The organism is Pseudomonas sp. MF08875 (assembly GCF_059862525.1).
The window spans coordinates 112,693-135,655 of sequence record NZ_JCBCUW010000003.1 but is presented as its reverse complement, the minus strand read 5'-3'; the positions used below and the strand labels follow the sequence as shown (position 1 = coordinate 135,655).

General features: G+C 63.7%; 18 protein-coding genes and 2 pseudogenes. 9 read left to right on the top strand and 11 right to left on the bottom strand.

All coding sequences use genetic code 11. The annotated features are described in order from the left end of the window. Positions 1-185: 185 nt before the first annotated feature. Positions 186-1,685 carry a lysine--tRNA ligase gene (gene lysS, locus AC19YT_RS02905; protein ID WP_095106347.1) on the bottom strand — a complete coding sequence of 500 codons (1,500 nt, stop codon included), beginning with the start codon at positions 1,683-1,685 and terminating at the stop codon, positions 186-188. 103 nt (positions 1,686-1,788) lie between these two features. Then, positions 1,789-2,884 (bottom strand): peptide chain release factor 2 gene (prfB, locus tag AC19YT_RS02900; protein ID WP_141233936.1). Its coding sequence is split into 2 segments (ribosomal slippage): positions 1,789-2,811 and positions 2,813-2,884, totalling 1,095 coding nucleotides; the frame shifts between segments, so codons are not numbered across the junction. A gap of 392 nt (positions 2,885-3,276) precedes the next feature. On the opposite strand from prfB, the gene AC19YT_RS02895 reads away from it, so the two are divergent. Together AC19YT_RS02895 and AC19YT_RS02890 are read left to right on the top strand one after the other, a co-directional pair. Next, a complete protein-coding gene (locus AC19YT_RS02895) occupies positions 3,277-3,972 on the top strand; it encodes a hypothetical protein (RefSeq protein ID WP_095106345.1) in 696 nt (231 codons plus the stop codon). A gap of 75 nt (positions 3,973-4,047) precedes the next feature. Further along, positions 4,048-4,959 (top strand): DMT family transporter, encoded by a 912-nt coding sequence (locus AC19YT_RS02890; RefSeq protein ID WP_500609680.1) that lies wholly within the window; start codon positions 4,048-4,050, stop codon positions 4,957-4,959. A 29-nt stretch (positions 4,960-4,988) separates the two neighbouring features. Here the strand turns inward: AC19YT_RS02890 and AC19YT_RS02885 are convergent, their stop codons facing one another. From AC19YT_RS02885 to AC19YT_RS02845, 9 genes and pseudogenes are all read right to left on the bottom strand, one after another. Next, complete coding sequence (locus AC19YT_RS02885; RefSeq protein WP_095106342.1) at positions 4,989-5,990, bottom strand: response regulator; 1,002 nt, start codon at positions 5,988-5,990, stop codon at positions 4,989-4,991. A gap of 48 nt (positions 5,991-6,038) precedes the next feature. After that, positions 6,039-7,049, bottom strand: a complete 1,011-nt coding sequence (locus tag AC19YT_RS02880) for a chemotaxis response regulator protein-glutamate methylesterase (protein ID WP_095106341.1) — start codon at positions 7,047-7,049, stop codon at positions 6,039-6,041. Further along, a complete protein-coding gene (locus tag AC19YT_RS02875; protein WP_500609679.1) occupies positions 7,046-9,349 on the bottom strand; it encodes a hybrid sensor histidine kinase/response regulator in 2,304 nt (767 codons plus the stop codon). The genes AC19YT_RS02880 and AC19YT_RS02875 overlap by 4 nt, the downstream gene beginning before the upstream one ends. Then, positions 9,346-10,026, bottom strand: a complete 681-nt coding sequence (locus AC19YT_RS02870) for a chemotaxis protein CheW (protein WP_095106336.1) — start codon at positions 10,024-10,026, stop codon at positions 9,346-9,348. The genes AC19YT_RS02875 and AC19YT_RS02870 overlap by 4 nt, the downstream gene beginning before the upstream one ends. After that, positions 10,023-11,294 (bottom strand): CheR family methyltransferase, encoded by a 1,272-nt coding sequence (locus AC19YT_RS02865; protein WP_095106331.1) that lies wholly within the window; start codon positions 11,292-11,294, stop codon positions 10,023-10,025. Before AC19YT_RS02865 ends, AC19YT_RS02870 begins: the two co-directional genes overlap by 4 nt. Beyond that, on the bottom strand, positions 11,291-11,800 hold the full coding sequence (locus AC19YT_RS02860) for a chemotaxis protein CheW (RefSeq protein WP_095106327.1): 510 nt from the start codon (positions 11,798-11,800) through the stop codon (positions 11,291-11,293). Before AC19YT_RS02860 ends, AC19YT_RS02865 begins: the two co-directional genes overlap by 4 nt. Next, positions 11,800-12,975: pseudogene (locus AC19YT_RS02855) on the bottom strand (methyl-accepting chemotaxis protein); the annotation flags it as partial. The pseudogene AC19YT_RS02855 and the gene AC19YT_RS02860, both read right to left, overlap by 1 nt. Continuing rightward, positions 12,949-13,362 (bottom strand): annotated as a pseudogene (locus tag AC19YT_RS02850) (MCP four helix bundle domain-containing protein); the annotation flags it as partial. The pseudogenes AC19YT_RS02850 and AC19YT_RS02855, both read right to left, overlap by 27 nt. 332 nt (positions 13,363-13,694) lie before the next feature. Further along, on the bottom strand, positions 13,695-14,411 hold the full coding sequence (locus tag AC19YT_RS02845) for a tellurite resistance TerB family protein (RefSeq protein ID WP_500609678.1): 717 nt from the start codon (positions 14,409-14,411) through the stop codon (positions 13,695-13,697). A 195-nt stretch (positions 14,412-14,606) separates the two neighbouring features. Between AC19YT_RS02845 and AC19YT_RS02840 the strand changes: the two genes are divergently transcribed. The 7 genes from AC19YT_RS02840 to AC19YT_RS02810 all read left to right on the top strand — a co-directional run bounded on the left by AC19YT_RS02840 (position 14,607) and on the right by AC19YT_RS02810 (position 22,878). Continuing rightward, positions 14,607-15,521, top strand: coding sequence for a LysR family transcriptional regulator (locus AC19YT_RS02840; RefSeq protein WP_095106320.1), 915 nt, complete (start codon positions 14,607-14,609; stop codon positions 15,519-15,521). A gap of 104 nt (positions 15,522-15,625) precedes the next feature. Then, a complete protein-coding gene (locus tag AC19YT_RS02835; RefSeq protein ID WP_095106318.1) occupies positions 15,626-17,113 on the top strand; it encodes a gamma-aminobutyraldehyde dehydrogenase in 1,488 nt (495 codons plus the stop codon). Between the two features lie 131 nt (positions 17,114-17,244). Then, the gene (gene ydcS, locus AC19YT_RS02830) at positions 17,245-18,396 is read left to right on the top strand and encodes a putative ABC transporter substrate-binding protein YdcS (protein WP_500598202.1); all 1,152 of its coding nucleotides are present in this window, start codon (positions 17,245-17,247) and stop codon (positions 18,394-18,396) included. Between the two features lie 223 nt (positions 18,397-18,619). Continuing rightward, positions 18,620-19,657 carry an ABC transporter ATP-binding protein gene (locus tag AC19YT_RS02825; protein WP_095106314.1) on the top strand — a complete coding sequence of 346 codons (1,038 nt, stop codon included), beginning with the start codon at positions 18,620-18,622 and terminating at the stop codon, positions 19,655-19,657. Between the two features lies 1 nt (position 19,658). Then, complete coding sequence (locus tag AC19YT_RS02820; protein WP_095106312.1) at positions 19,659-20,588, top strand: ABC transporter permease; 930 nt, start codon at positions 19,659-19,661, stop codon at positions 20,586-20,588. Continuing rightward, positions 20,578-21,387, top strand: coding sequence for an ABC transporter permease (locus tag AC19YT_RS02815; protein ID WP_095106310.1), 810 nt, complete (start codon positions 20,578-20,580; stop codon positions 21,385-21,387). Before AC19YT_RS02820 ends, AC19YT_RS02815 begins: the two co-directional genes overlap by 11 nt. Positions 21,388-21,453: 66 nt before the next feature. Continuing rightward, entirely contained in the window at positions 21,454-22,878 is a 1,425-nt protein-coding gene (locus AC19YT_RS02810; RefSeq protein ID WP_095106308.1) for a gamma-aminobutyraldehyde dehydrogenase, read from the top strand. The last annotated feature ends 85 nt before the right edge of the window (positions 22,879-22,963 follow it).

Genomic DNA, 22,963 nt, shown 5'->3' with positions numbered 1-22,963 from the left:
ACGGTCGGATAGGTAACAAGTTGATACGTTTGTTCCATTCAGGCAATAAAAAGCCGCCCGGCAAGGCTGATATCGGCCAAACCAGGCAAACCCTGAACGGCGCTGTAGCAAGCGGGCTTGCTACAGCGCGGGTTGCCTTGGCTGGTTGATATCAGCCCGCTGTAGGCGGCGGGGGTGCAGTCGCGTCAGGCTTGCGGGCGCATGTGCGGGAAGAGGATCACGTCGCGGATCGACGGGGAGTTGGTCAGCAGCATCACCAAGCGGTCGATGCCAATGCCTTCACCGGCGGTCGGCGGCATGCCGTATTCCAGCGCGCGGACGAAATCGGCGTCGTAGTGCATGGCTTCGTCGTCGCCGGCATCCTTGTCGGCCACCTGGGCCATGAAGCGCTCGGCCTGGTCCTCGGCGTCGTTGAGCTCGGAGTAGGCGTTGGCGATTTCACGGCCGCCGATAAACAGCTCGAAGCGGTCGGTGACATTCGGGTTGTCGTCGTTGCGGCGCGCCAGCGGCGAGACTTCAAACGGGTATTGGGTGATGAAGTGCGGCTGTTCCAGCTTGTGCTCCACCAGTTCCTCGAAAATCATCACCTGCAACTTGCCCAGGCCTTCAAAGCCCAGCACCTTGGCGCCGGCCTGCTTGGCGATGGCACGGGCCTTGTCGATGTCGTTGAGGTCATCGGCAGTCAGTTCAGGGTTGTATTTGAGGATCGAGTCGAACACCGACAGGCGCACGAACGGCTCGCCGAAGTGGAACACCTTGTCGCCGTAGGGCACGTCGGTGCTGCCCAGCACCAGTTGCGCCAGCTCGCGGAACAGTTCTTCGGTCAGGTCCATGTTGTCTTCGTAGTCGGCGTAGGCCTGGTAGAACTCCAACATGGTGAATTCGGGGTTGTGGCGGGTCGAGACACCTTCGTTGCGGAAGTTGCGGTTGATCTCGAAGACCTTCTCGAAACCACCGACCACCAGGCGCTTGAGGTACAGCTCGGGGGCGATGCGCAGGAACATTTCCATGTCCAGGGCATTGTGGTGAGTCTCGAACGGCTTGGCCGCCGCACCGCCGGGGATGGTTTGCAGCATGGGCGTCTCGACTTCAAGGAAGTCGCGGGCCATCAGGAAACTGCGGATGTGGGCGATCACTTGCGAGCGCACGCGGAAGGTCTGGCGTACTTCTTCGTTGACGATCAGGTCAACGTAGCGCTGGCGGTAGCGCTGCTCGGTGTCGGAGAGGCCGTGGTGCTTGTCCGGCAGCGGGCGCAGGGATTTGGTGAGCAGGCGCACGCTGGTCATTTCCACGTACAGGTCGCCCTTGCCGGAACGGGCCAGGGTGCCTTCGGCGGCAATGATGTCGCCCAGGTCCCAGGTTTTCACCGCGGCCAGGGTTTCTTCGGGCAGGGTCTTGCGGTTGACGTAGACCTGGATACGCCCGGTCATGTCCTGGATCACCATGAACGAGCCACGGTTGAGCATGATGCGACCTGCCACCTTGACCGGAATCGCCGCTTCGGCCAGTTCTTCCTTGGTCTTGTCGGCGTACTGCTTCTGCAAGTCTTCGCAGTAGGCGTCGCGACGGAAGTCGTTGGGGAAGGCGTTGCCCTTGGCGCGCTCGGCCGCAAGCTTTTCCTTGCGCAGGGCGATCAGGGAGTTTTCTTCCTGTTGCAGGGCTTGGTCGAGTTGTTGGTCGCTCATGTCTTTAAAGATTCCATCACAGGTTCGTTGCCCCCAGCCTGCGGCTGGGGATCGCGGGCAAGCCCGCTCCCACAGGGAGCGCGCCATGCCCCGTATTGCGGACTTACAGGCCTTGTTTGAGGCTGGCGATCAGGTATTCGTCGATATCGCCGTCGAGCACTTTGTCGCAGTCGCTGCGCTCGATGTTGGTGCGCAGGTCTTTGATGCGCGAAGCGTCCAGCACGTACGAGCGGATCTGGTGGCCCCAGCCGATATCGGACTTGGTTTCTTCCAGAGCCTGAGACGCGGCGTTGCGCTTTTGCACTTCCTGCTCATACAAACGGGCCCGCAGCATTTTCATGGCGGTGTCTTTGTTCGCATGCTGGGAACGTTCGTTCTGGCAGCTGACCACGGTGTTGGTCGGTACGTGGGTGATACGCACGGCCGAGTCGGTGGTGTTCACGTGCTGGCCACCGGCGCCGGAGGAACGATAGGTATCGATCCGCAGGTCGGAGGGGTTGATGTCGATTTCGATGTTGTCGTCGATTTCCGGCGACACGAACACGGCCGAGAACGAGGTGTGGCGACGGTTGCCGGAGTCATACGGGCTCTTGCGCACCAAGCGGTGCACGCCGATCTCGGTACGCAACCAGCCAAAGGCGTATTCGCCCTTGATGTGCACGGTGGCGCCCTTGATCCCGGCGACTTCGCCGGCGGACAGTTCCATGATCGTGGCGTCGAAGCCACGCTTGTCGGCCCAGCGCAGGTACATGCGCAGCAGGATGTTGGCCCAGTCCTGGGCCTCGGTGCCGCCGGAACCAGCCTGGATATCCAGGTAGGCGTTGTTGGCGTCCATCTCACCGCTGAACATGCGACGGAATTCGAGTTTTTCCAGGGACTCGCGCAGGCGCTCGACTTCGGCGGCTACGTCATCGACGGCAGCCTGGTCTTCTTCCTCGGCGGACATCAGCAGCAGGTCCTTGGCATCGGCCAGGCCACTGTGCATTTCATCCAGGGTTTCTACGATCTGCGCCAGCATCGAACGCTCGCGCCCCAGTTCCTGGGCGTAGGTTGGGTTGTTCCAGACACTCGGATCTTCAAGCTCGCGATTGACCTCGGTCAGGCGCTCATGCTTTTGATCGTAGTCAAAGATACCCCCGAATAGTTTCGGAGCGCTCGGACAGGTCCTTGATACTGTTAAGGATCGGGTTGATTTCCATGGCAGGCAGCACTCGTTGGCGAACTTTTGAAAGCCGGCGAGTATAAACGCAATCAGCCCACAGCGGCAGCCCGCCTGGCAGCCGACAGGCAAATCAATCGGCCACAAGCGCACGGTGCCCGTCGTCAATGCCTTGGGCGGCAAACAGCCCGCTGCGGCTCGAACACCTACAGCAACTTCCCTGCTTATTCGCAGTAAGCAGATACGCTGCTGCATATGTAGGAAACAATAACCCGCACTAGAAGACACTTCGCACAATAACCGTTATTGCACTAAACCCAGGTTTTTCCTAACACTATTCAGGCAAGCAATAACACCCGCCAACAATCAGGAAAAAGTTGCGCATAACAACTACTGCCTATTTTCTGACTTACTCAACGGAGGAAAATAAAAGTGTTCGACATCAACCAACACCGACACAATTATTTCTACAACCTTGAAACCGTGATTGACGGCATCATTCCCGATGCGCTGTGCGACACCCTCAGAGAACGGGCCAACGCTATTATCCAGGCCAATAAAGTTGACCTGGTTCGGCATGAAAGCCTGGGCACCGATGCCGTATCGGACTTGGGGGGCGCTTATAACCATCACATCTTCAAGGGCAGCGATATCCGTCAGCACTTTCCCGAACTCAACGCGGTGTATCACTCGCTGGTACCGCTGATAAGCCTTATCACCCACACGGACACCGTGGTGTCGCCCTACCCGGCATCGGATATCAATATAAAAGCCTACCCGCCCGGCGGCGGAACCCTGGGGCTGCATTACGACACCAACGGCATCACGGTATTGCTGTTCCTGACCACCAACCATGAAGCGCCGTTGCGCATGCAGGTCGAACGCTCCCACCCGAGCAAGAAGCAACCCTGGGTCGAACACCGCAAGATCTTCGCCAAGAAGGGTTCACTGCTGGTCATGCAGGGGCGCAAAAGCCTTCACGACAGCGAGCCCACGGTGACCGAACAGAAGCTCTCGGTGGTGTACAACTACTACGAGCGCCACGACACCTACCGCCACGAAGACTTCGATAATTTCGTCTACTACGGCATCAAGCCCAAGACCCTGGAACCCGAGCAGACCGCCTAGGCGATACCAGCACTGCACTGGGCGCCAGCGGCTCATCGCCGGCGCCGCGTCTAACCACAACCTGTGGAACCTTGCATGAAGTTAAAAAAAATCGATCTGTTGGCCGGCGTATTGGTGACCGTGATCTGGGGCTGTAACTTTTCCGTGATCGGCCTGGGGCTCAAGTCCCTCGACCCTTTTCTACTGACCCTGCTCAGGTTTTTCCTCTGCGCCATACCCCTGGCCCTGTTCATCAAGAAGCCGCCGAACATCGGTTACCGCACCTTGGCGTTATATGGCGTGCTGTTTGGCGCCGGGTTGTGGTGGGTGGTCAACTTTGCCATGTATAACGGCCTGTCGCCGGGCATGTCTTCGGTGTTCTTGCAGTTCAGTGCGTTTTTTACCATCGTGCTAAGTAGTCTATTTCTTAAAGAAAAGATTAACGCCGTGCACGGGGCCGGTATGTTACTTGCCGGTGCCGGGTTATTGATGATGTTGTACTTGGCCGAACAATCGTCCACCACGACGGGGATCTTGTTGGTATTGTTGGCGGCACTTTCCTGGTCGCTGTGTAACCTAATCGTCAAAGTCAAAAAACCGCAGAACATGATCGCGTTTATTGTCTGGTCGAGTTTATTTTCGGTGCCGGCGATTTTAATCATGACCCTGTTTGCCGAAGGGTTGCGCCCATTTCGCAATTTGCTCGACGACTTCACTTGGGGTGCGGGCTTTTCGCTGTTTTTCCAGAGTTACATCACCACGATCCTGGGCTACTGGGTGTGGAACAACTTGATGAAACACTACCCCGCGTCGCTGGTCGCACCGTTGTCGCTGATCGTTCCGGTGTCGGGGGTGCTCACCTCCTACCTGTTTTTCGATGAGCGCCTGAGCCCCGCCCAAGGGCTGGCGATTGCGCTGGTGCTGATCGGCATTGCGATCTTCATCAATTCAGAGCGGATTGCCCGGCGCTTTATCAAGGCCACGCCCGGCACCGCCTCGCCCCTGTGAGTGCCGCACGGCAGCCACAGGGCGGGCGGTCACTCAACGCCCACCCGGTTGCGGCCGTTGTGCTTGGCCAGGTACAGGCCCTTGTCCGCCGCCGAGATCAGCTGCCGGCAATCGCTGCCCTGCTGTGGGGTGATGGTGGACAGGCCGATGCTGATGGTCAGGCTCGCGCCTTCGGTGGGGGCGATGTGGGGGATTTTCAGGGCGGCGACGGTCTGGCGCAGTTTTTCCGCCACCAGGCGCGCACCGCCGGGCGAGGTGTTGGGCAGCACCAGCACGAACTCTTCGCCGCCGTAGCGGGCCGGCAGGTCCGAGGGGCGGCTGCTGGCATCGCGAATGGCCAAGGCCACTTTGCGCAGGGCTTCGTCGCCCTCCAGGTGGCCGAAGGTGTCGTTGTAGGTTTTGAAGTAGTCGACGTCGATCATCAGCAGCGACAACTGGGTCTGGTCGCGCATGGCGCGGCGCCATTCCAGTTCCAGGTATTCGTCGAAGTGGCGGCGGTTGGACAGCCCGGTCAAGCCGTCGGAGTTCATCAAGCGTTGCAGCACCAGGTTGGTGTCGAGCAACTGCTGCTGGCTGACCCGCAGCGCCCGGTACGCGGCGTCACGCTGCAACAGGGTCATGAAGGAGCGCGAGTGATAGCGGATGCGTGCCACCAGTTCGATGTTGTCCGGCAGCTTGACCAGGTAATCGTTGGCCCCGGCCGCGAAGGCCGCGCTTTTAATCATCGGGTCTTCCTTGGTGGAGAGCACGATGATGGGGATGTCCTTGGTGGCCGGGTGGTTGCGGTACTCGCGCACCAGGCTCAGGCCGTCCAGGCCGGGCATGACCAGGTCCTGGAGGATCACCGTGGGCTTGATGCGAATCGCCTGGGCAATGGCCTGGTGGGGGTCAGAGCAGAAGTGAAAGTCGATGTTCTCTTCATTGGCCAGCCCACGCCGCACAGCTTCGCCGATCATCGCTTGGTCATCGACTAACAACACCATGGCGGCATTTTCATCGTTCTTGAATTCGTCGAGCTGTAAGTTATGCATGTGCGGTCACCTGAAAGACTACGTGGCCAAAAAAGCAGTAATTGTCGGTCATTGGGCAAATATCTCCAGCAAACGTGGGGCGATCCTGTCCAGCGGGCAGATCTCCACGGCGGCGTCGATGGCGGCGGCAGCCTTGGGCATGCCATACACCGCGCAACTGTTCTGGTCCTGGGCGATGGTCAGGTAGCCCTGCTGGCGCATCAACTTGAGCCCTTGGGCGCCGTCGCGGCCCATGCCGGTAAGCAAGACACCCACGGCATCGCCGTTCCAGTAACTGGCGACGCTCTCGAAAAACACGTCGATGGACGGCCGGTAGATCTCGTTGACCGGCTCGGCGGTGTAAGCCAGGGTGCCGTTTTTCAATAAGCGGATATGGTGGTTGGTGCCGGCCAGCAGCACGGTGCCGGGTTGCGGCGGCTCGCCCTCGCGGGCCAGGCGCACCGTCAGGCCCGAGGCGCTGCTCAGCCATTCGGCCATGCCTTGGGCGAACACCTGGTCCACGTGCTGCACCAGCACGATGGCGGCGGGAAAGTTGGCCGGCAAGCCCTTGAGCAAGATTTCCAGGGCTGCCGGGCCACCCGCCGACGAGCCGATGGCCACCAGGCTCTGGCGCTGCACCATGGTGCGCAGGGGCTTGGGCTCGGCGCGCACGCGGCTGCCGCTCTGCCCCACCAGCCAACCGATATTGAAGATCTTGCGCAGCAGCGGCGCGGCGGCCTCCTTGGCATTGCCGCCGCCGATGGCCGGTGTATCGACCACATCCAGCGCGCCGTGGCCCATGGCCTCGAATACGCGGTGGACATTCTGCTGGCGATCGACGGTGACGATGACGATGGCGCACGGGGTTTCGGCCATGATCCGCCGCGTGGCTTCCACGCCGTCCATCACCGGCATTATCAGGTCCATCAGGATCAGGTCTGGGGTCAGCTCGGCGCAGCGCTGCACCGCTTCCTGGCCATTGCTGGCCACCCACACCACTTCATGGGCGGGCTCGAAGGCCAAGGCGCGGCGCAGGGCCTCGATGGCCATGGGCATATCGTTGACGATGGCGATTTTCATGCGTGGGCTCCTCCGATGAGCTCAACCACAGCATCGAGCAGGGCGTCGTCATGGAAGCTGGCTTTGGCTAGATAGTAGTCGGCCCCAGCGTCCAGTCCACGGCGACGGTCTTCTTCACGGTCCTTGTACGACACCACCATCACCGGCAGTGACTGCAAACGGTTGTCGCGGCGCAGCAGGGTAACCAGCTCGATGCCGTCCATGCGCGGCATGTCGATGTCGGTAATCAGCAGGTCGAAGTTCTCCGAACGCAGGGCGTTCCAGCCGTCCATGCCATCGACCGCCACCGCTACGTCGTAACCGCGGTTGAGCAGCAACTTGCGCTGCAACTCGCGCACGGTGAGGGAGTCATCCACCACCAGCACGCGCTTGCGTGCCACTTGGGCCACGTGTTGGCTGTGGCGGGCGATGCGTTCCAGGCGCCCGGTGTTGAGCAGTTTGTCCACCGAACGCAGCATGTCTTCGACATCAACGATCAGCACCACCGAGCCATCGTCCAGCAGCGCCCCGGCGGAAATGTCCTGGACCTTGCCCAGACGATCGTCCAGGGGCAGCACCACCAGGGTGCGTTCGCCGATAAAGCGTTCCACCGCCACCCCATACACCGCATCGCGCTCGCGGATTACCACGACCTTGAGTGTTTGCGCGGCGTTTTGCGCGGCCGGGCGTTGCAACAGCTGGCTGGCGGCCACCAGGCCGACATGGCGGCCTTCGTGCCAGAAATGCTGGCGGCCTTCGACCTGCACGATGTCGTCCGGCTCCAGGTCGCACATGCGTTCGATGTGGGCCAGCGGAAAGGCGTAGGCCTCCTCGCCCACTTCCACCACCAGGCTGCGCACCACCGAGAGGGTCAGCGGCACTTCCAGGTGGAAGCGGCTGCCCTGCCCCGTGGTCTGCTCCAGCACCACCGCACCGCGCAGTTGGCGCACCATGTGCTGCACCGCGTCCAGGCCGACGCCGCGCCCGGACAGCTCGGTGACCTTGTCCCGCAGGCTGAAACCCGGCAGGAACAGGAAGGTCAGCAGCTCTTCTTCGCTCAACTGGGCGGCGGTTTCGGCCGGGGACAACTGGCGCTCGATGATGCTGCGGCGCACCCGGTCCAGGTCGACACCGTTACCGTCGTCACTCAGTTGCAGCACCAGCAGCCCGGCCTGGTGGGAAGCGCGCAGGCGGATCAGGCCTTCGGCGGGTTTGCCGGCCAGCAGGCGCTGCTCGGGCATTTCGATGCCATGATCCACCGCATTGCGCAGCAAATGGGTCAGAGGCGCTTCGAGTTTCTCCAGCACGTCACGGTCGACCTGGGTTTTTTCCCCTTCGATCTCCAGGCGCACTTGCTTGCCCAGGCTGCGGCCCAGGTCGCGGACCATACGCACCTGCCCCGCCAGCACATCGGCGAAGGGCCGCATGCGGCAGGCCAGGGCCGTGTCATAGAGCACCTGGGCGCGTTGGCTGGCCTGCCAGCCGAACTCATCCAGCTCGGCGGCCTGTTCGGCCAGCAGTTGCTGGGATTCGGCGAGCATGCGCCGGGCATCGCTGAGCACTCCCTGGGCTTCGAGGCTCAGTTCGTGTTCCTTGAGGTGTACGTTGAGGCTTTCCAGGGCGCGCAGGCCGTTGTTCTGCATGCGCTTGAGGCGCTGCAACCCGGTCAGCCAGGGCTTGAGGCGCTGGGTTTCGACCAGGGATTTGCTCGACAAATCCAGCAGGCTGTTGAGCCGCTCGGCGGTCACCCGCAACACCCGCTCGCCGCCCTCGGTGACGGTGCGCGTGCCACGGCCCCGCTCCACCGTGGGCGCCGGCATCTGCGCTTCGCGCAGCAGGGTATCGAGTACCGGCGCCTCGGGGGGTGGTTCGCTGGGTTCCGGCGCCGCGGGCACCGTGGACACTGTGGGCGGCGCGGGCACGGGGGCGGCGGCCGGGTCGAGCAGGCGCTCCATCAGGCCCACATAGGCCTCGATATCCGCTGGCGCAAGGCTATTGCCCGGCGTGGCGATGCGCATCAGGTAATCGGTGCCTTGCAGCAAGGCGTCGATGTGCTCCGGGCGCAGCAGCAGGCGCCCTTCCTGGGCACTGACCAGGCAATCTTCCATCACGTGGGCGACGCTGACCCCGGCGTCCACGCCGACGATCCGCGCCGCGCCCTTGAGGGAGTGGGCGGCGCGCATGCAGGCTTCGAGCTGGTCGGCCTGGGTCGGGTTGCGTTCCAGGGCCAGCAGCCCGGCGTTGAGAACCTGGGTCTGGGCGTCGGCTTCCAGGCTGAAGAGTTCCAGCAACGAGGCGTCGCGCATCTGATCGGGGGTCATGTCAGGCTCCGGGTCACGGCGGCCAGCAGTTGTTCTTCATCGAGCCAGCGCAGGCTGCGGCCCTTGAAAGGCAGCACGCCACGGGTGTACTTGGCGCTGGCCTGGGGGCCGGGCACCGAGGCGGCGTCGAGGGCGTGCTGGTCGATGGCGTGGATGCCATCCACCTCATCCACCGGCACCACCACCGGGCCACCGTGGGCGGCGATGATAAGCATGCGCGGCGTCACCCGCCCGCCGGCTGAGGCCACGGGGGCGGGGTCCAGCCCCAGCAGCTCCACCAGCGACAGGCACGCCACCAGCGCACCGCGCACATTGGCCACGCCGAGCAAGGCCCGCGAACGCTGGTGCGGCAGGGAGTGAATGGGTTGCTGCGGCGCCACTTCCACCAGGCAACGGGTCACCAGGCCCAGCCACTCTTCGCCCAGGCGGAACATCAACAGCGAGCGGGTGACGACGTCGGCTTCCTGCTCGGCGCCGGCGTGGTGGTCTTCCTGTTGCAGGGTGTAGCGGTCGAGCAGGCGCGTGGCGGCGGCCGAATACACCGCGCAGTTGCGGCAATGGATATGGTCGGCCAGCAAGGGGCAGGTTTTGTCGCCATGGATGCCGATACGGTTCCAGCAGTCATCGATGGCCTGGGCATCGGCGCAGGTGACGTTCAACGCAGCGGATTGACTCATCGTTTACGCTCACTGTCGGCGCCGCGCTCACTGCGCGCGGCACGTTGCTGCAATCGGCGGGCCCCCGCCTCGTCGCCCTGGGAAGCCAACAGGGCGGCCAAGTGCATCAGGGCTTCGGCGTGTTGCGGGTCCAGGTACAAGGCCTTGCGGTAAAAGCCCTGGGCCTGCAGCGCGCTACCGGCCACGTCGCTGAGCAGGCCGAGCCAGTAGAACACCTGGGCCACCGGCTCGTGGCTGCGCAAATACTGTTCACAGGCGCGCTGCGCTTCGCTGCTTTTCCCTTCATTGGCCAGGGCAGCGATGGTGGCGAGCAAGGCCTGGGCATCGCTGGCCGGGGCCACAGGTTTACTCACCGGGCTGGCGGGCGCGCTGCTGATAAAGGGCCGCGCCCGCACAGGCAAGGGTGCCGGGGCGCGAATCGGCGGCGGCACCGGCAAGGGTGTGGGCACAAAGCGGGGTGCAGGTTCCACGGCGGTGTGGCGGCTGAAGGCAAAAGACTGGGCAATGCCAATCGAACGCATGCCCAAACGCCCCAGCAGGCTGCCTTCGGCCGGGCCGATGAACAGCACGCCGTCGGTGTGGGTCAGGCGCTTGAGCACCTCGAACACCTGCTGCTGGGTGGGCTGGTCGAAGTAGATCAGCAGGTTGCGGCAGAACACGAAATCAAAGGGCGCTTCATTGGCCAGCAAGGTCGGGTCGAGCACGTTGCCCACGTTCAGCGCCACTTGCTCGCGCACCCGCGCACTGAGCTGGTAGCCGTCCGCCCCGGCGCTGAAGTAGCGCTCGCGAAAATCCCCCAGTTGCCCACGGAACGAGTTCTTGCCGTACACCGCGCGCTTGGCCCGCTCCACCGACAGCGGGCTGACATCCAGGCCCTGAACCTTGAACTGATGGGGCGCCAGCCCCGCATCGAACAGCGCCATGGCGATGGAGTACGGCTCCTCGCCCGTGGAACACGGCAGGCTGAGGATGCGCAGCGCACGCATGTTGTTCAGCTCGCCCAAGCGCTTGAGGGCCAGTTTGCCCAGGGCGGCGAAGGATTCGGGGTAACGGAAGAACCAGGTTTCGGGGACGATCACCGCTTCGATCAACGCCTGCTGCTCGTCCCGCGAGCCCTGCAAGCGTTGCCAATACTGGTCGCTGCTCAGGCCCTCGGCCGCCAGGCTGCGCTGGCGCACGGCGCGCTCGATGATTGCCGGGCCGACGGACGCCACGTCCAGGCCGATGCGCTCTTTGAGGAAGTCGAAAAACCGCTGGTCGCTGCTCATGGCTGCGCCTCCAACGGATCGAGGCCCGTTGCCTGCGCGGGGAACAACAGCCCCCGCACGTCGTCATCCAGCAGGTCGGCGACACGGATCCATTGCACCAGGCCCTCTTCGTCCTGGCGCACCGGGCCCAGGTAGCGGGCAGCGGGGTTGTCCAGGCCATAGGGCTGGAAGTCTGCCGGGTTGCAGCGCAGGGTATCGGTGGCCTGTTCGAGCACCAGCCCCAGCACTTGGCCGGGGCGGTAGTTGACCAGCACCCAGCGCGTGCTGGTGCGCGCCTGGGCCGGGTGGCCGAAGGCCAGGGCACTGAGGTCGATCACCGGCACCACCACACCGCGATGGCCGAACACCCCGGCGACCCAGGCCGGGGCCCGGGCGATAGGCTTGAGCGGCAGGCGCGGGAGCACTTCCAGCACCTCGGTGGCCTTGAGGGCAAAGCGTTCGTTGGCAATGCGAAACAACAGGAACAGCGCCGCGCTGGCGCCCTGTTTGAGCGCGCTCTGGCTCATCAGACTTTGAAACGCGAGACGCCGCTGCGCAGCCCCACCGCGACCTGGCTCAACTCGTCGATGGCGAAACTGGCCTGGCGCAGGGATTCCACGGTCTGGCTGCTGGCATCGCCCAGTTGCACCAGCGCATGGTTGATCTGCTCGGCGCCGGTGGCCTGGGCCTGCATGCCTTCATTGACCATCAGCACCCGCGGCGCCAGGGCCTGGACCTGATGAATGATCTGCGACAGTTGCTCGCCCACCTGCTGCACCTCGGACATGCCGCGGCGCACCTCTTCGGAGAACTTGTCCATGCCCATTACCCCGGCCGACACCGCCGACTGGATCTCGCGCACCATTTGCTCGATGTCGTAGGTGGCGACGGCGGTCTGGTCCGCCAGGCGTCGCACTTCGGTGGCGACCACGGCAAAACCGCGGCCGTACTCACCGGCCTTTTCGGCCTCGATGGCGGCGTTGAGGGACAACAGGTTGGTTTGGTCGGCGACCTTGACGATGGTCACCACCACTTGGTTGATGTTGCCGGCCTTCTCGTTGAGGATCGCCAACTTGGCGTTGACCAGGTCGGCGGCGCCCATCACCGAGTGCATGGTGTCTTCCATGCGCGCCAGGCCCTGTTGGCCGGAGCCGGCCAACACCGAGGCTTGGTCGGCGGCGGTGGAGACTTCGGTCATGGTGCGGACCAAGTCTCGGGAAGTGGCAGCGATCTCCCGGGAAGTAGCGCCGATTTCCGTGGTCGTGGCCGCCGTTTCGGTGGCGGTGGCCTGTTGCTGCTTGGAGGTGGCAGCGATTTCCGTCACCGAAGTGGTGACCTGCACCGATGAGCGCTGGGCCTGGGACACCAGGGCCGTGAGCTCGGCCATCATGTCGTTGAAGCCGGTTTCCACGGCGTTGAATTCGTCCTTGCGCGCCAGGTCCAGGCGCCCGCTGAGGTCGCCGGTGCGCATCACGTCGAGGATTTCTACGATGCGCTTCATCGGCGCCATGATGGTGCGCATCAGCAGCCAACCGCACAGGCCGGCGGCGATCACCGCCAGCAGCAGGGAAACGCCCATGCTCACTTTGGCGGCGGTGACTGCATCGCCAATGGCATTGGTGGCGCTGGTGGCCGACTCGCGGTTGTGGTCGATGACCCCGTTCAGATGCTGGCGCCCGGCTACCCAGGCGGGGGTCAATTCGTTGTCCAACGCCGCGCGGGCCTGGTCGTAGGCCTTGGCTTCGTACAGCGCCAGCACATTGTTCAGGGCTTTGTTGAAGGCCTGGTGGCGCTGCTCGAATTCATCGAAGGAGGCTTTGTCGAGCGCATCGAAAATGGTGCCGTGATAGTTGGCGATTTCCTGGTTCAGCCGCGCCTCGAAACTGGCGTAGGCGGCCTTGTCGGCCGGGGTCAGTTCGCGGCGGTCGGACAGGCCGACAATCTGCTGGGTCAGCACGTAGCTGTCGACCCAGGCGCTGCGGATCATCGAGCTGTAATAGACCCCCGGCACCGCGTCGGCGCGGACCATTTCTTCGCTGGACTCGATCTTCAACAGGCGGGAATACGAGACCACCACCATCAACAGCATGATGGCAATGATTACCGCAAAGCTCGCCAAAATGCGTTGGCGCAACGTCCAGTTCTTCACAGTCAGTCCTCGGGGGGCGTTCAAATGGGGGGGAGTATAGCCGAGGCGGTGCCATCATTAAGCACGCGGATGTGTGGTGGCGCAAAAGTCCGCACAAAAAACCTGGAATAGGCTCTGGATCGGGGGTTTGGTCGGGGTTTAGGCGTTTTTTTAAGGTGCCGATACGGCCCTGCGGGAGGGGGTAATGGCCATTGCCAGGCCATTAATGGGCCAGAAGCCCTGATGCGGGTGTTGTGGTAGCAAGCGGGCTTGCCCGCTTGCTACACAAGGGGTCAGGCAGAGGCCTGGCGTACCTGTTTTTCCAGTTCGGCCTTGAGCCCCGGTTCCAGCTTGAGCTGGCGGGCCAGTTCGTCGAGGTAGGACTTTTCCATGAAGCTTTCTTCGTCCACCAGCATCACGCTGGCGATGTACATCTCGGCGGCCATTTCCGGGGTGCTGGCGGCGCGGGCGACGTCGACGGGGTCCAGGGGTTTGTTGAGCTCGGCGTGCAGCCAGTGTTGCAGCTCCTGGTCGTTGTCCAGCTTGGTGAACTCACCTTCGATCAGCGCACGTTCGCGCTCATCCACATGGCCATCGGCCTTGGCCGCCGCCACCAGGGCCTTGAGGATCGCCTGGCTGTGCTGCTCCACCTGGGCGGCGGGCAAGCGGTCGAGGGTCTGGGGCTCGTTGCGCGGGGCCGTGCCCTGCTGGGCCTGCCAGTTGCCGTAGGCCTTGTAGGCCAGCACGCCGAGGGCGGCGAGGCCGCCGTAAGTCAGGGCCTTGCCGCCAAACTTGCGGGCTTTTTTGTTGCCCAGCAAAAGGCCCATGGCGCCCGCCGCCAACGCCCCGCCGCCCGCGCCGGAGAGCAGGCCACCCAAGCCTCCCGAGCCACCGAGCAAACCGCCCAGCGCACCTTTGTCGGCACCTTTGTTCTGGGTGCCGCCCGCTTTGTTCTGCAGCATGTCCTGGCCGGACTTGAGCAGTTGATCGAGCAATCCACGGGTGTTCATTTGTTGCCTCCAATAAATGGGATTAGCCGGAACAATAAGGCCATCAGCGTAGAGCTAAGTGCCCTTCGACAGTTTTCAAGAGTACTTCCAGATGTTGCTTACCCCTTGACGAGCCGGCAGGCGGTGATCCTCGGCTTTCTAAAAAAAAGATATAGACTCGAGCAAATCTATAAAAACGCCTAACCGGTAAACCCCATGATGACCCTGCGCCAGATCCGTCACTTCATCGCCGTGGCCGAAACCGGCTCCATCTCGGCCGCCGCCCAAGCGGTGTATATCTCCCAGTCCACCCTGACCCTGGCTATCCAGCAGCTGGAGCAGGAAATCGGCGTGACCCTGTTCAACCGCCACGCCAAAGGCATGACCCTGACCCACCAGGGCCATCAGTTTTTGCGCCAGGCCCACTTGATCCTGGCCACCGTGGACAACGCCAAGCGCAGCCTGCAACAGAGCACCGACCAGGTGGCCGGGCAACTGATCGTCGGCGTCACCAGCCTGGTGGCCGGTTACTACCTGGCAGACCTGCTCACCCGCTTTCAGCGCGCCTACCCCAACGTGGAAATCCGCGTGATGGAAGACGAGCGGCCCTACATCGAGCACTTGTTGGTGAGCGGCGAAATCGACGTGGGGGTGCTGATCCTGTCCAACCTGGAAGACCGCCACGCCTTGCAGACCGAGGTGCTGACCCACTCGCCCCATCGCCTGTGGCTGCCGGCCCAGCACCCGCTGCTGGAGCGCGACAGCATCAACCTGGCGGATGTGGCCCGCGAGCCGCTGATCCAGTTAAACGTCGATGAAATGGACCGCAACGCCCAACGCATGTGGGCCGCCGCCAGCCTGCAACCGCGCATCACCCTGCGCACCGCCTCCACCGAAGCGGTACGCAGCCTGGTGGCGGCGGGCCTCGGCGTGTCAGTGCAACCGGACATGACTTACCGCCCCTGGTCGCTGGAGGGCGACATCATCGAGGCGCGGCCCCTGGCCGACCTCAACCAAACCCTGGACGTCGGCCTGGCCTGGCGCCGGGGCACGGCGCGCCCGGCCCTGGTGGACCCCTTCCTGACCGTGGCCCGCGAACAACCCCATACCGGGCGCAAGCCATCTATTTAATCGAATGCCACCTTCGGTATTTAGTATTTGTCGACCTCACGCCCGACCTCTAGTCTCAGCGAACCCAAATAAGAAAGGTCGGGCGCACCCAGCGGGAAGCCCCAATGACCGTACAAAAAAAGAGAACCTCCAAGATGGCTGGCGCGCAGACGCAACTGTCCACCGCATTGCTGATCGACGGCGAACTGGTCCAGGGCCAGGGCGTGGCCGAGCCGATCCTCAACCCCGCCACCGGGGAGGTGCTGACGCGCATCGCCGAGGCCAGCACCGAACAGGTCGAAAGCGCCGTACTGGCCGCCCACCGCGCCTTCGCCGGATGGTCGCGGACCACGCCGCAACAGCGCTCCAATATTCTGCTGGCGATAGCCGGGGCCATCGAAAAACACGCCGACCACCTCGCCCGCCTCGAAGCCCTCAATTGCGGCAAGCCCCTGCACCTGGCGCGCCAGGACGATTTGAACGCCACCGTGGACGTGTTCCGCTTTTTTGCCGGTGCGGTGCGCTGCCAAACCGGGCAACTGAGCGGCGAATACCTGCCGGGCTACACCAGCATGGTGCGCCGCGACCCCATTGGCGTGGTCGCCTCGATTGCACCGTGGAACTACCCGATCATGATGGCCGCGTGGAAAATCGCCCCGGCCCTGGCCGCCGGCAACACCCTGGTGTTCAAGCCGTCGGAACACACGCCGCTGTCGATCCTGGCCCTGGCGCCGACCCTGGCCGAGCTGCTGCCGCGCGGGGTCATCAACATCATCTGCGGCGGTGGCGAAGGCGTGGGCAGCCACTTGGTCAGCCACCCGAAAGTGCGCATGGTGTCGCTGACCGGCGATATCGTCACTGGCCAGAAAATCCTCCAGGCCGCAGCCAAAACCCTCAAACGCACGCACCTGGAGCTGGGCGGCAAGGCGCCGGTGATCGTCTGCGACGACGCCGACCTGCAAGCGGTGGTCGAGGGTGTACGCAGCTACGGCTACTACAACGCCGGGCAAGACTGCACCGCCGCGTGCCGCATCTACGCCCAAGCCGGCATCCATGACCGCCTCGTCGCCGAACTGGGCGCAGCGGTCAGCAGCCTGCGCTTTGCCGGCAAGCGCGACGCCGACAACGAAATCGGCCCGCTCATCAGCACCCGCCAGCGCGACCGCGTGGCCAGTTTCGTCGAACGTGCCCTGAACCAGCCCCATATCGAGCGGGTGACCGGCGCGGCGGTGCACTCCGGTGCCGGGTTCTACTACCAGCCCACGCTGCTGGCCGGGTGCAAGCAAGGCGACGAAATCGTCCAGCGCGAAGTGTTCGGGCCGGTGGTGACGGTGACCCGTTTCGATGAACTGGCACAGGCCGTGGACTGGGCCAACGATTCGGAATACGGCCTGGCGTCGTCGGTGTGGACGCAGAACCTGGACAAAGCCATGCAAGTGGCCGCCCGCCTGCAATACGGCTGCACCTGGATCAACAGCCACTTCATGCTCGTCAGCGAAATGCCCCACGGCGGCCTGAAACGCTCCGGCTACGGCAAGGATTTGTCCAGCGACTCATTACAGGACTACAGCGTGGTCAGGCACATCATGGCCCGCCATGGTGGGCAGTTGTGAACGGCAAGTTTCAAGCGGCAAGCCGATGCGGGCGGCCCTTGTTCGTGCCGCTTGCCGCTTAAAGCTTGCCGCTCGCCCCTAAGAGCTACGCTTCAACAACCCACAATAACTACAACCGCCGAGGGAATCCCATGTTCGCGCACAAGACCGCACTGCTCAGTGCACTCACCACCGCGTTGCTGGCCAGCGCCAGCCTGCAGGCCGCCGAACCGCTCAAGGCTTTGGGTGCGGGCGAGGGGCAGTTGGATATCGTCGCCTGGCCCGGCTATATCGAGCGCGGCGAAAGCGACAAGGCCTACGACTGGGTCACCGGGTTCGAGAAGGAAACCGGCTGCAAGGTCAACGTCAAGACCGCCGCCACCTCCGATGAGATGGTCAGCCTGATGGCCAAGGGCGGCTACGACCTGGTCACCGCCTCGGGCGACGCCTCGCTGCGCCTGATCGTCGGCAAGCGGGTGCAGCCGATCAACACCGCGCTCATCCCCAACTGGAAAAACCTCGACCCACGTCTCAAGGACGCGCCCTGGTATGTGGTCGGCCAGCAGACCTTCGGCACCCCGTACCAGTGGGGCCCCAACGTGCTGATGTACAACACCGACGTGTTCAAGCAGGCGCCAACCAGTTGGAACGTGCTGTTCGAGGCCCAGAACCTGCCCGACGGCAAGGCCAACAAGGGCCGCGTGCAGGCCTATGACGGGCCGATCTACATCGCCGATGCGGCGCTGTACCTCAAGTCGGCCAAGCCGGAGCTGGGCATCCAGAGCCCCTATGAGCTGACCGAAACCCAGTACCAGGCTGTGCTCGAACTGCTGCGCGCCCAGCAACCGCTGATCCACCGCTACTGGCACGACACCACGGTGCAGATGAGCGATTTCAAGAACGAAGGGGTGGTGGCCTCCAGCGCCTGGCCGTATCAGGTCAACGGCCTGATAAACGAAAAGCAGCCGATTGCTTCCACCATTCCCAAGGAAGGTGCCACCGGTTGGGCCGACACCACCATGCTCCACGCCGAGGCCAAGCACCCGACCTGCGCCTACAAGTGGATGGACTGGTCGTTGCAACCCAAGGTACAGGGTGACGTGGCGGCGTGGTTCGGCTCCCTGCCGGCGGTGCCCGCTGCGTGCAGCGCCAGCGAACTGCTGGGCGGCGAAGGGTGCAAGACCAACGGTTTCGACCAGTTCGACCAGATCGCCTTCTGGAAAACCCCACAGGCCGAGGGCGGCAAGTTCGTGCCCTACAGCCGCTGGACCCAGGACTACATTGCGATCATGGGCGGTAGATAAATACTGCTGCCCTTGTGGGAGCGAGCCTGCTCGCGATAGCGATCCGAGACTCATGATCGATATCGACGGCTACACCGCCATCACGAGCAGGCTCGCTCCCACAGAAGGGCTGCACCGGTAGGGATACCGTGCCTCCCCACATCACGTTCGACCAACGCCTTGTTTTTTCAGAAGTCCAGGCAGGGCCGCTGCGACGGCCCGCGCCTTTTTGGAGCACCGCACCATGACGCTTGCAGTCCAATTCACCCAGGTTTCCCGACAGTTCGGCGAAGTCAAAGCCGTCGACCGGGTTTGCATCGATATCCAGGACGGCGAGTTCTTTTCCATGCTCGGCCCCTCCGGCTCGGGCAAGACCACCTGCCTGCGCCTGATTGCCGGGTTCGAGCAGCCCAGTGCCGGTTCCATCCGCATCCACGGCGAAGAAGCCGCCGGGTTGCCGCCGTACCAGCGCGACGTCAACACCGTGTTCCAGGATTACGCCCTGTTCCCCCACATGAACGTGCGTGACAACGTGGCCTACGGCCTCAAGGTCAAGGGCGTGGCCAAGGCCGAACGCCTGGCCCGGGCCGAGGAAGCCCTGGGCATGGTGGCCCTGGGCGGCTATGGCGAGCGCAAACCGGTGCAACTGTCCGGCGGCCAGCGCCAGCGTGTGGCCCTGGCCCGCGCCCTGGTCAACCGCCCCCGCGTCTTGCTGCTGGACGAACCCCTCGGCGCGCTGGACCTGAAACTGCGCGAACAAATGCAAAGCGAGCTGAAAAAGCTCCAGCGCCAACTGGGCATCACCTTCATTTTCGTCACCCACGACCAGACCGAAGCGCTGTCGATGTCCGACCGCGTGGCGGTGTTCAACAAGGGCCGCATCGAGCAGGTGGACACCCCGCGCAACCTCTACATGAAACCGGCCACGCCTTTCGTCGCCGAGTTCGTCGGCACCTCCAACGTGATCCGTGGCGAACTGGCCCAGCGCCTGAGCGGCAGCGCCCAACCGTTTTCGATCCGCCCCGAGCACGTGCGCTTTGCCGAGGGCCCGTTGGGCGCCGGCGAGGTGCAAGTGCGCGGCGTGCTCCACGACATCCAATACCAGGGCAGCGCCACCCGCTATGAGTTGAAACTGGACAACGGCCAGGCCCTGAACATCAGCCAGGCCAACACCCAGTGGCTGGACACCACGGCCCGCCATGCGGTCGGCCAGCCCCTCAGCGCGCGCTGGGCCCGTGAAGCCATGGTGACGCTGCGCGACACCGACGCAGGCGAGGTATGACATGAGCCTGGCCCTGACCCAACCGCCGCTGCGCCGGTTTTCCAACCTGCTGTACCGCAAGCCCAACCTGTACCTGTCGCTGCTGCTGGTGCCGCCGCTGATCTGGTTCGGCGCGATCTACCTCGGCTCGCTGCTGACCCTGCTGTGGCAAGGTTTCTACACCTTCGACGACTTCACCATGGCCGTTACCCCGGACCTGACCCTGGGCAACTTCGCCGCGCTGTTCCAGCCGTCGAACTTCGACATCATCCTGCGCACCCTGAGCATGGCCATCGTGGTCTCCCTGGCCAGCGCCGCCCTCGCCTTCCCCATCGCCTACTACATGGCGCGCTACACCACGGGCAAGACCAAGGCGTTTTTCTACATCGCGGTGATGATGCCGATGTGGGCCAGCTACATCGTCAAGGCCTACGCCTGGACCCTGCTGCTGGCCAAGGGCGGCGTGGCGCAGTGGTTCGTCGAGCACCTGGGGCTCACGCCGGTGTTGCAGTTCATCCTGGGCATCCCGGGTGTGGGCGGCAGCACCCTGTCCACCTCGCACCTGGGGCGTTTCATGGTGTTCGTCTACATCTGGCTGCCGTTCATGATCCTGCCGATCCAGGCCTCCCTGGAACGCCTGCCGCCGTCCCTGCTGCAAGCCTCGGCCGACCTGGGCGCCAAGCCGCGCCAGACCTTCATGCAAGTGATCCTGCCGCTGTCGATCCCGGGCATCGCCGCCGGCTCGATCTTCACCTTCTCCCTGACCCTGGGCGACTTCATCGTGCCGCAACTGGTAGGCCCGCCGGGCTACTTCGTCGGCAGCATGGTCTACGCCCAGCAGGGCGCCATCGGCAACATGCCCATGGCAGCGGCCTTCACCCTGGTGCCGATCGTGCTGATCGCCATCTACCTGTCCATCGTCAAACGCCTGGGGGCCTTCGATGCACTCTGAAAAATCTTCCTGGGGCCTGAAGATCGCGGCCTGGGGCGGGTTGGTGTTCTTGCACTTCCCGATCCTGATTATCTTTCTCTACGCCTTTAACACCGAAGAAGCGGCGTTCAGCTTCCCGCCCCAGGGCCTGACCCTGAAGTGGTTCAGCGTGGCCTTCTCGCGCCCGGACGTGCTCGAAGCCATCAAGCTGTCATTGCAAATCGCCGCCATCGCCACCCTGATCGCCATGGTGCTCGGCACACTGGCCTCGGCGGCGCTGTATCGCCGGGACTTCTTCGGCAAACAGGGCATCTCGCTGATGCTGATCCTGCCCATCGCATTGCCGGGGATCATCACCGGTATCGCCCTGCTGGCGACCTTCAAGACCCTGGGCATCGAGCCGGGGATGTTCACCATCATCGTCGGCCACGCGACCTTCTGCGTGGTGATCGTCTACAACAACGTCATCGCCCGCCTGCGCCGCACCTCCCATAGCCTGATCGAGGCCTCCATGGACCTGGGCGCCGACGGCTGGCAGACCTTCCGCTACATCATCCTGCCCAACCTCGGCTCGGCTTTGCTGGCCGGCGGCATGCTGGCGTTTGCCCTGTCGTTCGACGAAATCATCGTCACCACCTTCACCGCCGGCCACGAACGCACCCTGCCGCTGTGGCTGCTCAACCAACTGAGCCGCCCGCGCGACGTACCGGTGACCAACGTGGTGGCGATGCTGGTGATGCTGGTCACCATGATCCCCATCCTGGGCGCCTATTACCTGACACGCGGCGGTGAAAGCGTGGCGGGCAGCGGCGGGAAGTAAGCCTTGGCGCGCCTTGCTCCCACGCACCGACAAAAAGAAAAACTCAGCTTTGAAAAGGACCGCACCATGCAAACCAAACTCCTGATTAACGGCCAACTCGTCGCCGGCGAAGGCCCGGCCCAAGCGGTGCTCAACCCGGCCCTGGGCCAGGTGCTGGTGGAAATTGCCGAAGCCAGCGAAGCCCAAGTCGATGCCGCCGTGCGCGCCGCCGACGCGGCGTTCGAGGGCTGGTCGCAAACCCCGCCCAAGGACCGCGCCCTGTTGCTGCTCAAACTGGCCGACGCCATCGAGGCCCACGGCGCGGAACTGGCGAAGCTGGAGTCGGACAACTGTGGCAAGCCCTACAGCGCCGCCCTCAACGACGAGATCCCGGCCATTGCCGACGTGTTCCGCTTCTTCGCCGGCGCCAGCCGCTGCATGGGCGGTTCGGCCGGTGGCGAATACCTGGCCGGCCACACCTCGATGATCCGCCGCGACCCGGTGGGCGTGATCGCCTCCATCGCGCCGTGGAACTACCCGCTGATGATGGTCGCCTGGAAAATCGCCCCGGCCCTGGCCGCCGGTAATACCGTGGTGCTCAAGCCGTCGGAACAAACCCCGTTGACCGCCCTGCGCCTGGCGCAACTGGCGGCGGATATTTTCCCTGCCGGCGTACTCAACCTGGTGTTTGGCCGTGGGCCAACGGTGGGCAGCCCTCTGGTGAACCACCCCAAAGTGCGCATGGTGTCGCTGACCGGCTCCATCGCCACGGGGGCAAACATCATTTCCAGCACCGCCGACAGCGTCAAACGGATGCACATGGAACTGGGCGGCAAGGCGCCGGTGCTGATCTTCAACGACGCCGACATCGATGCCGCCGTCGAAGGCATCCGCACCTTCGGTTTCTACAACGCCGGGCAAGACTGCACCGCCGCGTGCCGCATCTACGCCCAGGCCGAGATCTACGACGCGTTCGTCGAGAAGCTCGGCGCGGCGGTGGCCAGCCTCAAGTACGGCCTACAGGATGACCCGGCCACCGAGCTGGGGCCGCTGATTACCGCCCAACACCGCGACCGCGTGGCCGGGTTTGTCGAGCGGGCCGTGGCCCAGCCCCACATCCGCCTCATTACCGGCGGCAAAGCCGTGGCCGGCGACGGCTTCTTCTTCGAGCCCACGGTGCTGGCCGACGCCCAGCAGGACGACGAAATCGTGCGCCGCGAAGTGTTCGGCCCGGTGGTTTCGGTGACCCGCTTCAACGACGAAGCGCAAGTGCTGGCCTGGGCCAACGATTCGGACTACGGCCTCGCCTCGTCGGTATGGACCGCCGACGTCGGCCGCGCCCATCGCCTCGCCGCGCGCCTGCAATACGGCTGCACCTGGGTCAACACACACTTTATGCTGGTCAGCGAAATGCCCCACGGCGGTCAGAAACTGTCCGGTTACGGCAAGGATATGTCCATGTATGGGCTGGAGGACTACACCACGGTGCGCCATGTGATGTTCAAGCACTGAGCCCGCAAAACCTGCCCAGAAACCTGTTCTGTGGGAGCGTTCCCACAGACTGGCATGCCCTGCCTTGCGCCCGCTGTCCCATAAG

Bases quoted from the DNA above. Each gene is read 5' to 3' on its own strand.
- ydcS (WP_500598202.1), top strand. From the start codon at position 17,245: ATGTTCGCGCACAAGACCGCACTGCTCAGTGCACTCACCACCGCGTTG.
- AC19YT_RS02885 (WP_095106342.1), bottom strand. From the start codon at position 5,990: ATGCATAACTTACAGCTCGACGAATTCAAGAACGATGAAAATGCCGCC.
- AC19YT_RS02835 (WP_095106318.1), top strand. From the start codon at position 15,626: ATGACCGTACAAAAAAAGAGAACCTCCAAGATGGCTGGCGCGCAGACG.
- AC19YT_RS02825 (WP_095106314.1), top strand. From the start codon at position 18,620: ATGACGCTTGCAGTCCAATTCACCCAGGTTTCCCGACAGTTCGGCGAA.
- AC19YT_RS02890 (WP_500609680.1), top strand. From the start codon at position 4,048: ATGAAGTTAAAAAAAATCGATCTGTTGGCCGGCGTATTGGTGACCGTG.
- AC19YT_RS02860 (WP_095106327.1), bottom strand. From the start codon at position 11,800: ATGAGCCAGAGCGCGCTCAAACAGGGCGCCAGCGCGGCGCTGTTCCTG.
- AC19YT_RS02815 (WP_095106310.1), top strand. From the start codon at position 20,578: ATGCACTCTGAAAAATCTTCCTGGGGCCTGAAGATCGCGGCCTGGGGC.
- AC19YT_RS02845 (WP_500609678.1), bottom strand. From the start codon at position 14,411: ATGAACACCCGTGGATTGCTCGATCAACTGCTCAAGTCCGGCCAGGAC.
- lysS (WP_095106347.1), bottom strand. From the start codon at position 1,685: ATGAGCGACCAACAACTCGACCAAGCCCTGCAACAGGAAGAAAACTCC.
- AC19YT_RS02810 (WP_095106308.1), top strand. From the start codon at position 21,454: ATGCAAACCAAACTCCTGATTAACGGCCAACTCGTCGCCGGCGAAGGC.
- AC19YT_RS02875 (WP_500609679.1), bottom strand. From the start codon at position 9,349: ATGACCCCCGATCAGATGCGCGACGCCTCGTTGCTGGAACTCTTCAGC.
- AC19YT_RS02865 (WP_095106331.1), bottom strand. From the start codon at position 11,294: ATGAGCAGCGACCAGCGGTTTTTCGACTTCCTCAAAGAGCGCATCGGC.
- AC19YT_RS02820 (WP_095106312.1), top strand. From the start codon at position 19,659: ATGAGCCTGGCCCTGACCCAACCGCCGCTGCGCCGGTTTTCCAACCTG.
- AC19YT_RS02870 (WP_095106336.1), bottom strand. From the start codon at position 10,026: ATGAGTCAATCCGCTGCGTTGAACGTCACCTGCGCCGATGCCCAGGCC.
- AC19YT_RS02880 (WP_095106341.1), bottom strand. From the start codon at position 7,049: ATGAAAATCGCCATCGTCAACGATATGCCCATGGCCATCGAGGCCCTG.
- AC19YT_RS02840 (WP_095106320.1), top strand. From the start codon at position 14,607: ATGATGACCCTGCGCCAGATCCGTCACTTCATCGCCGTGGCCGAAACC.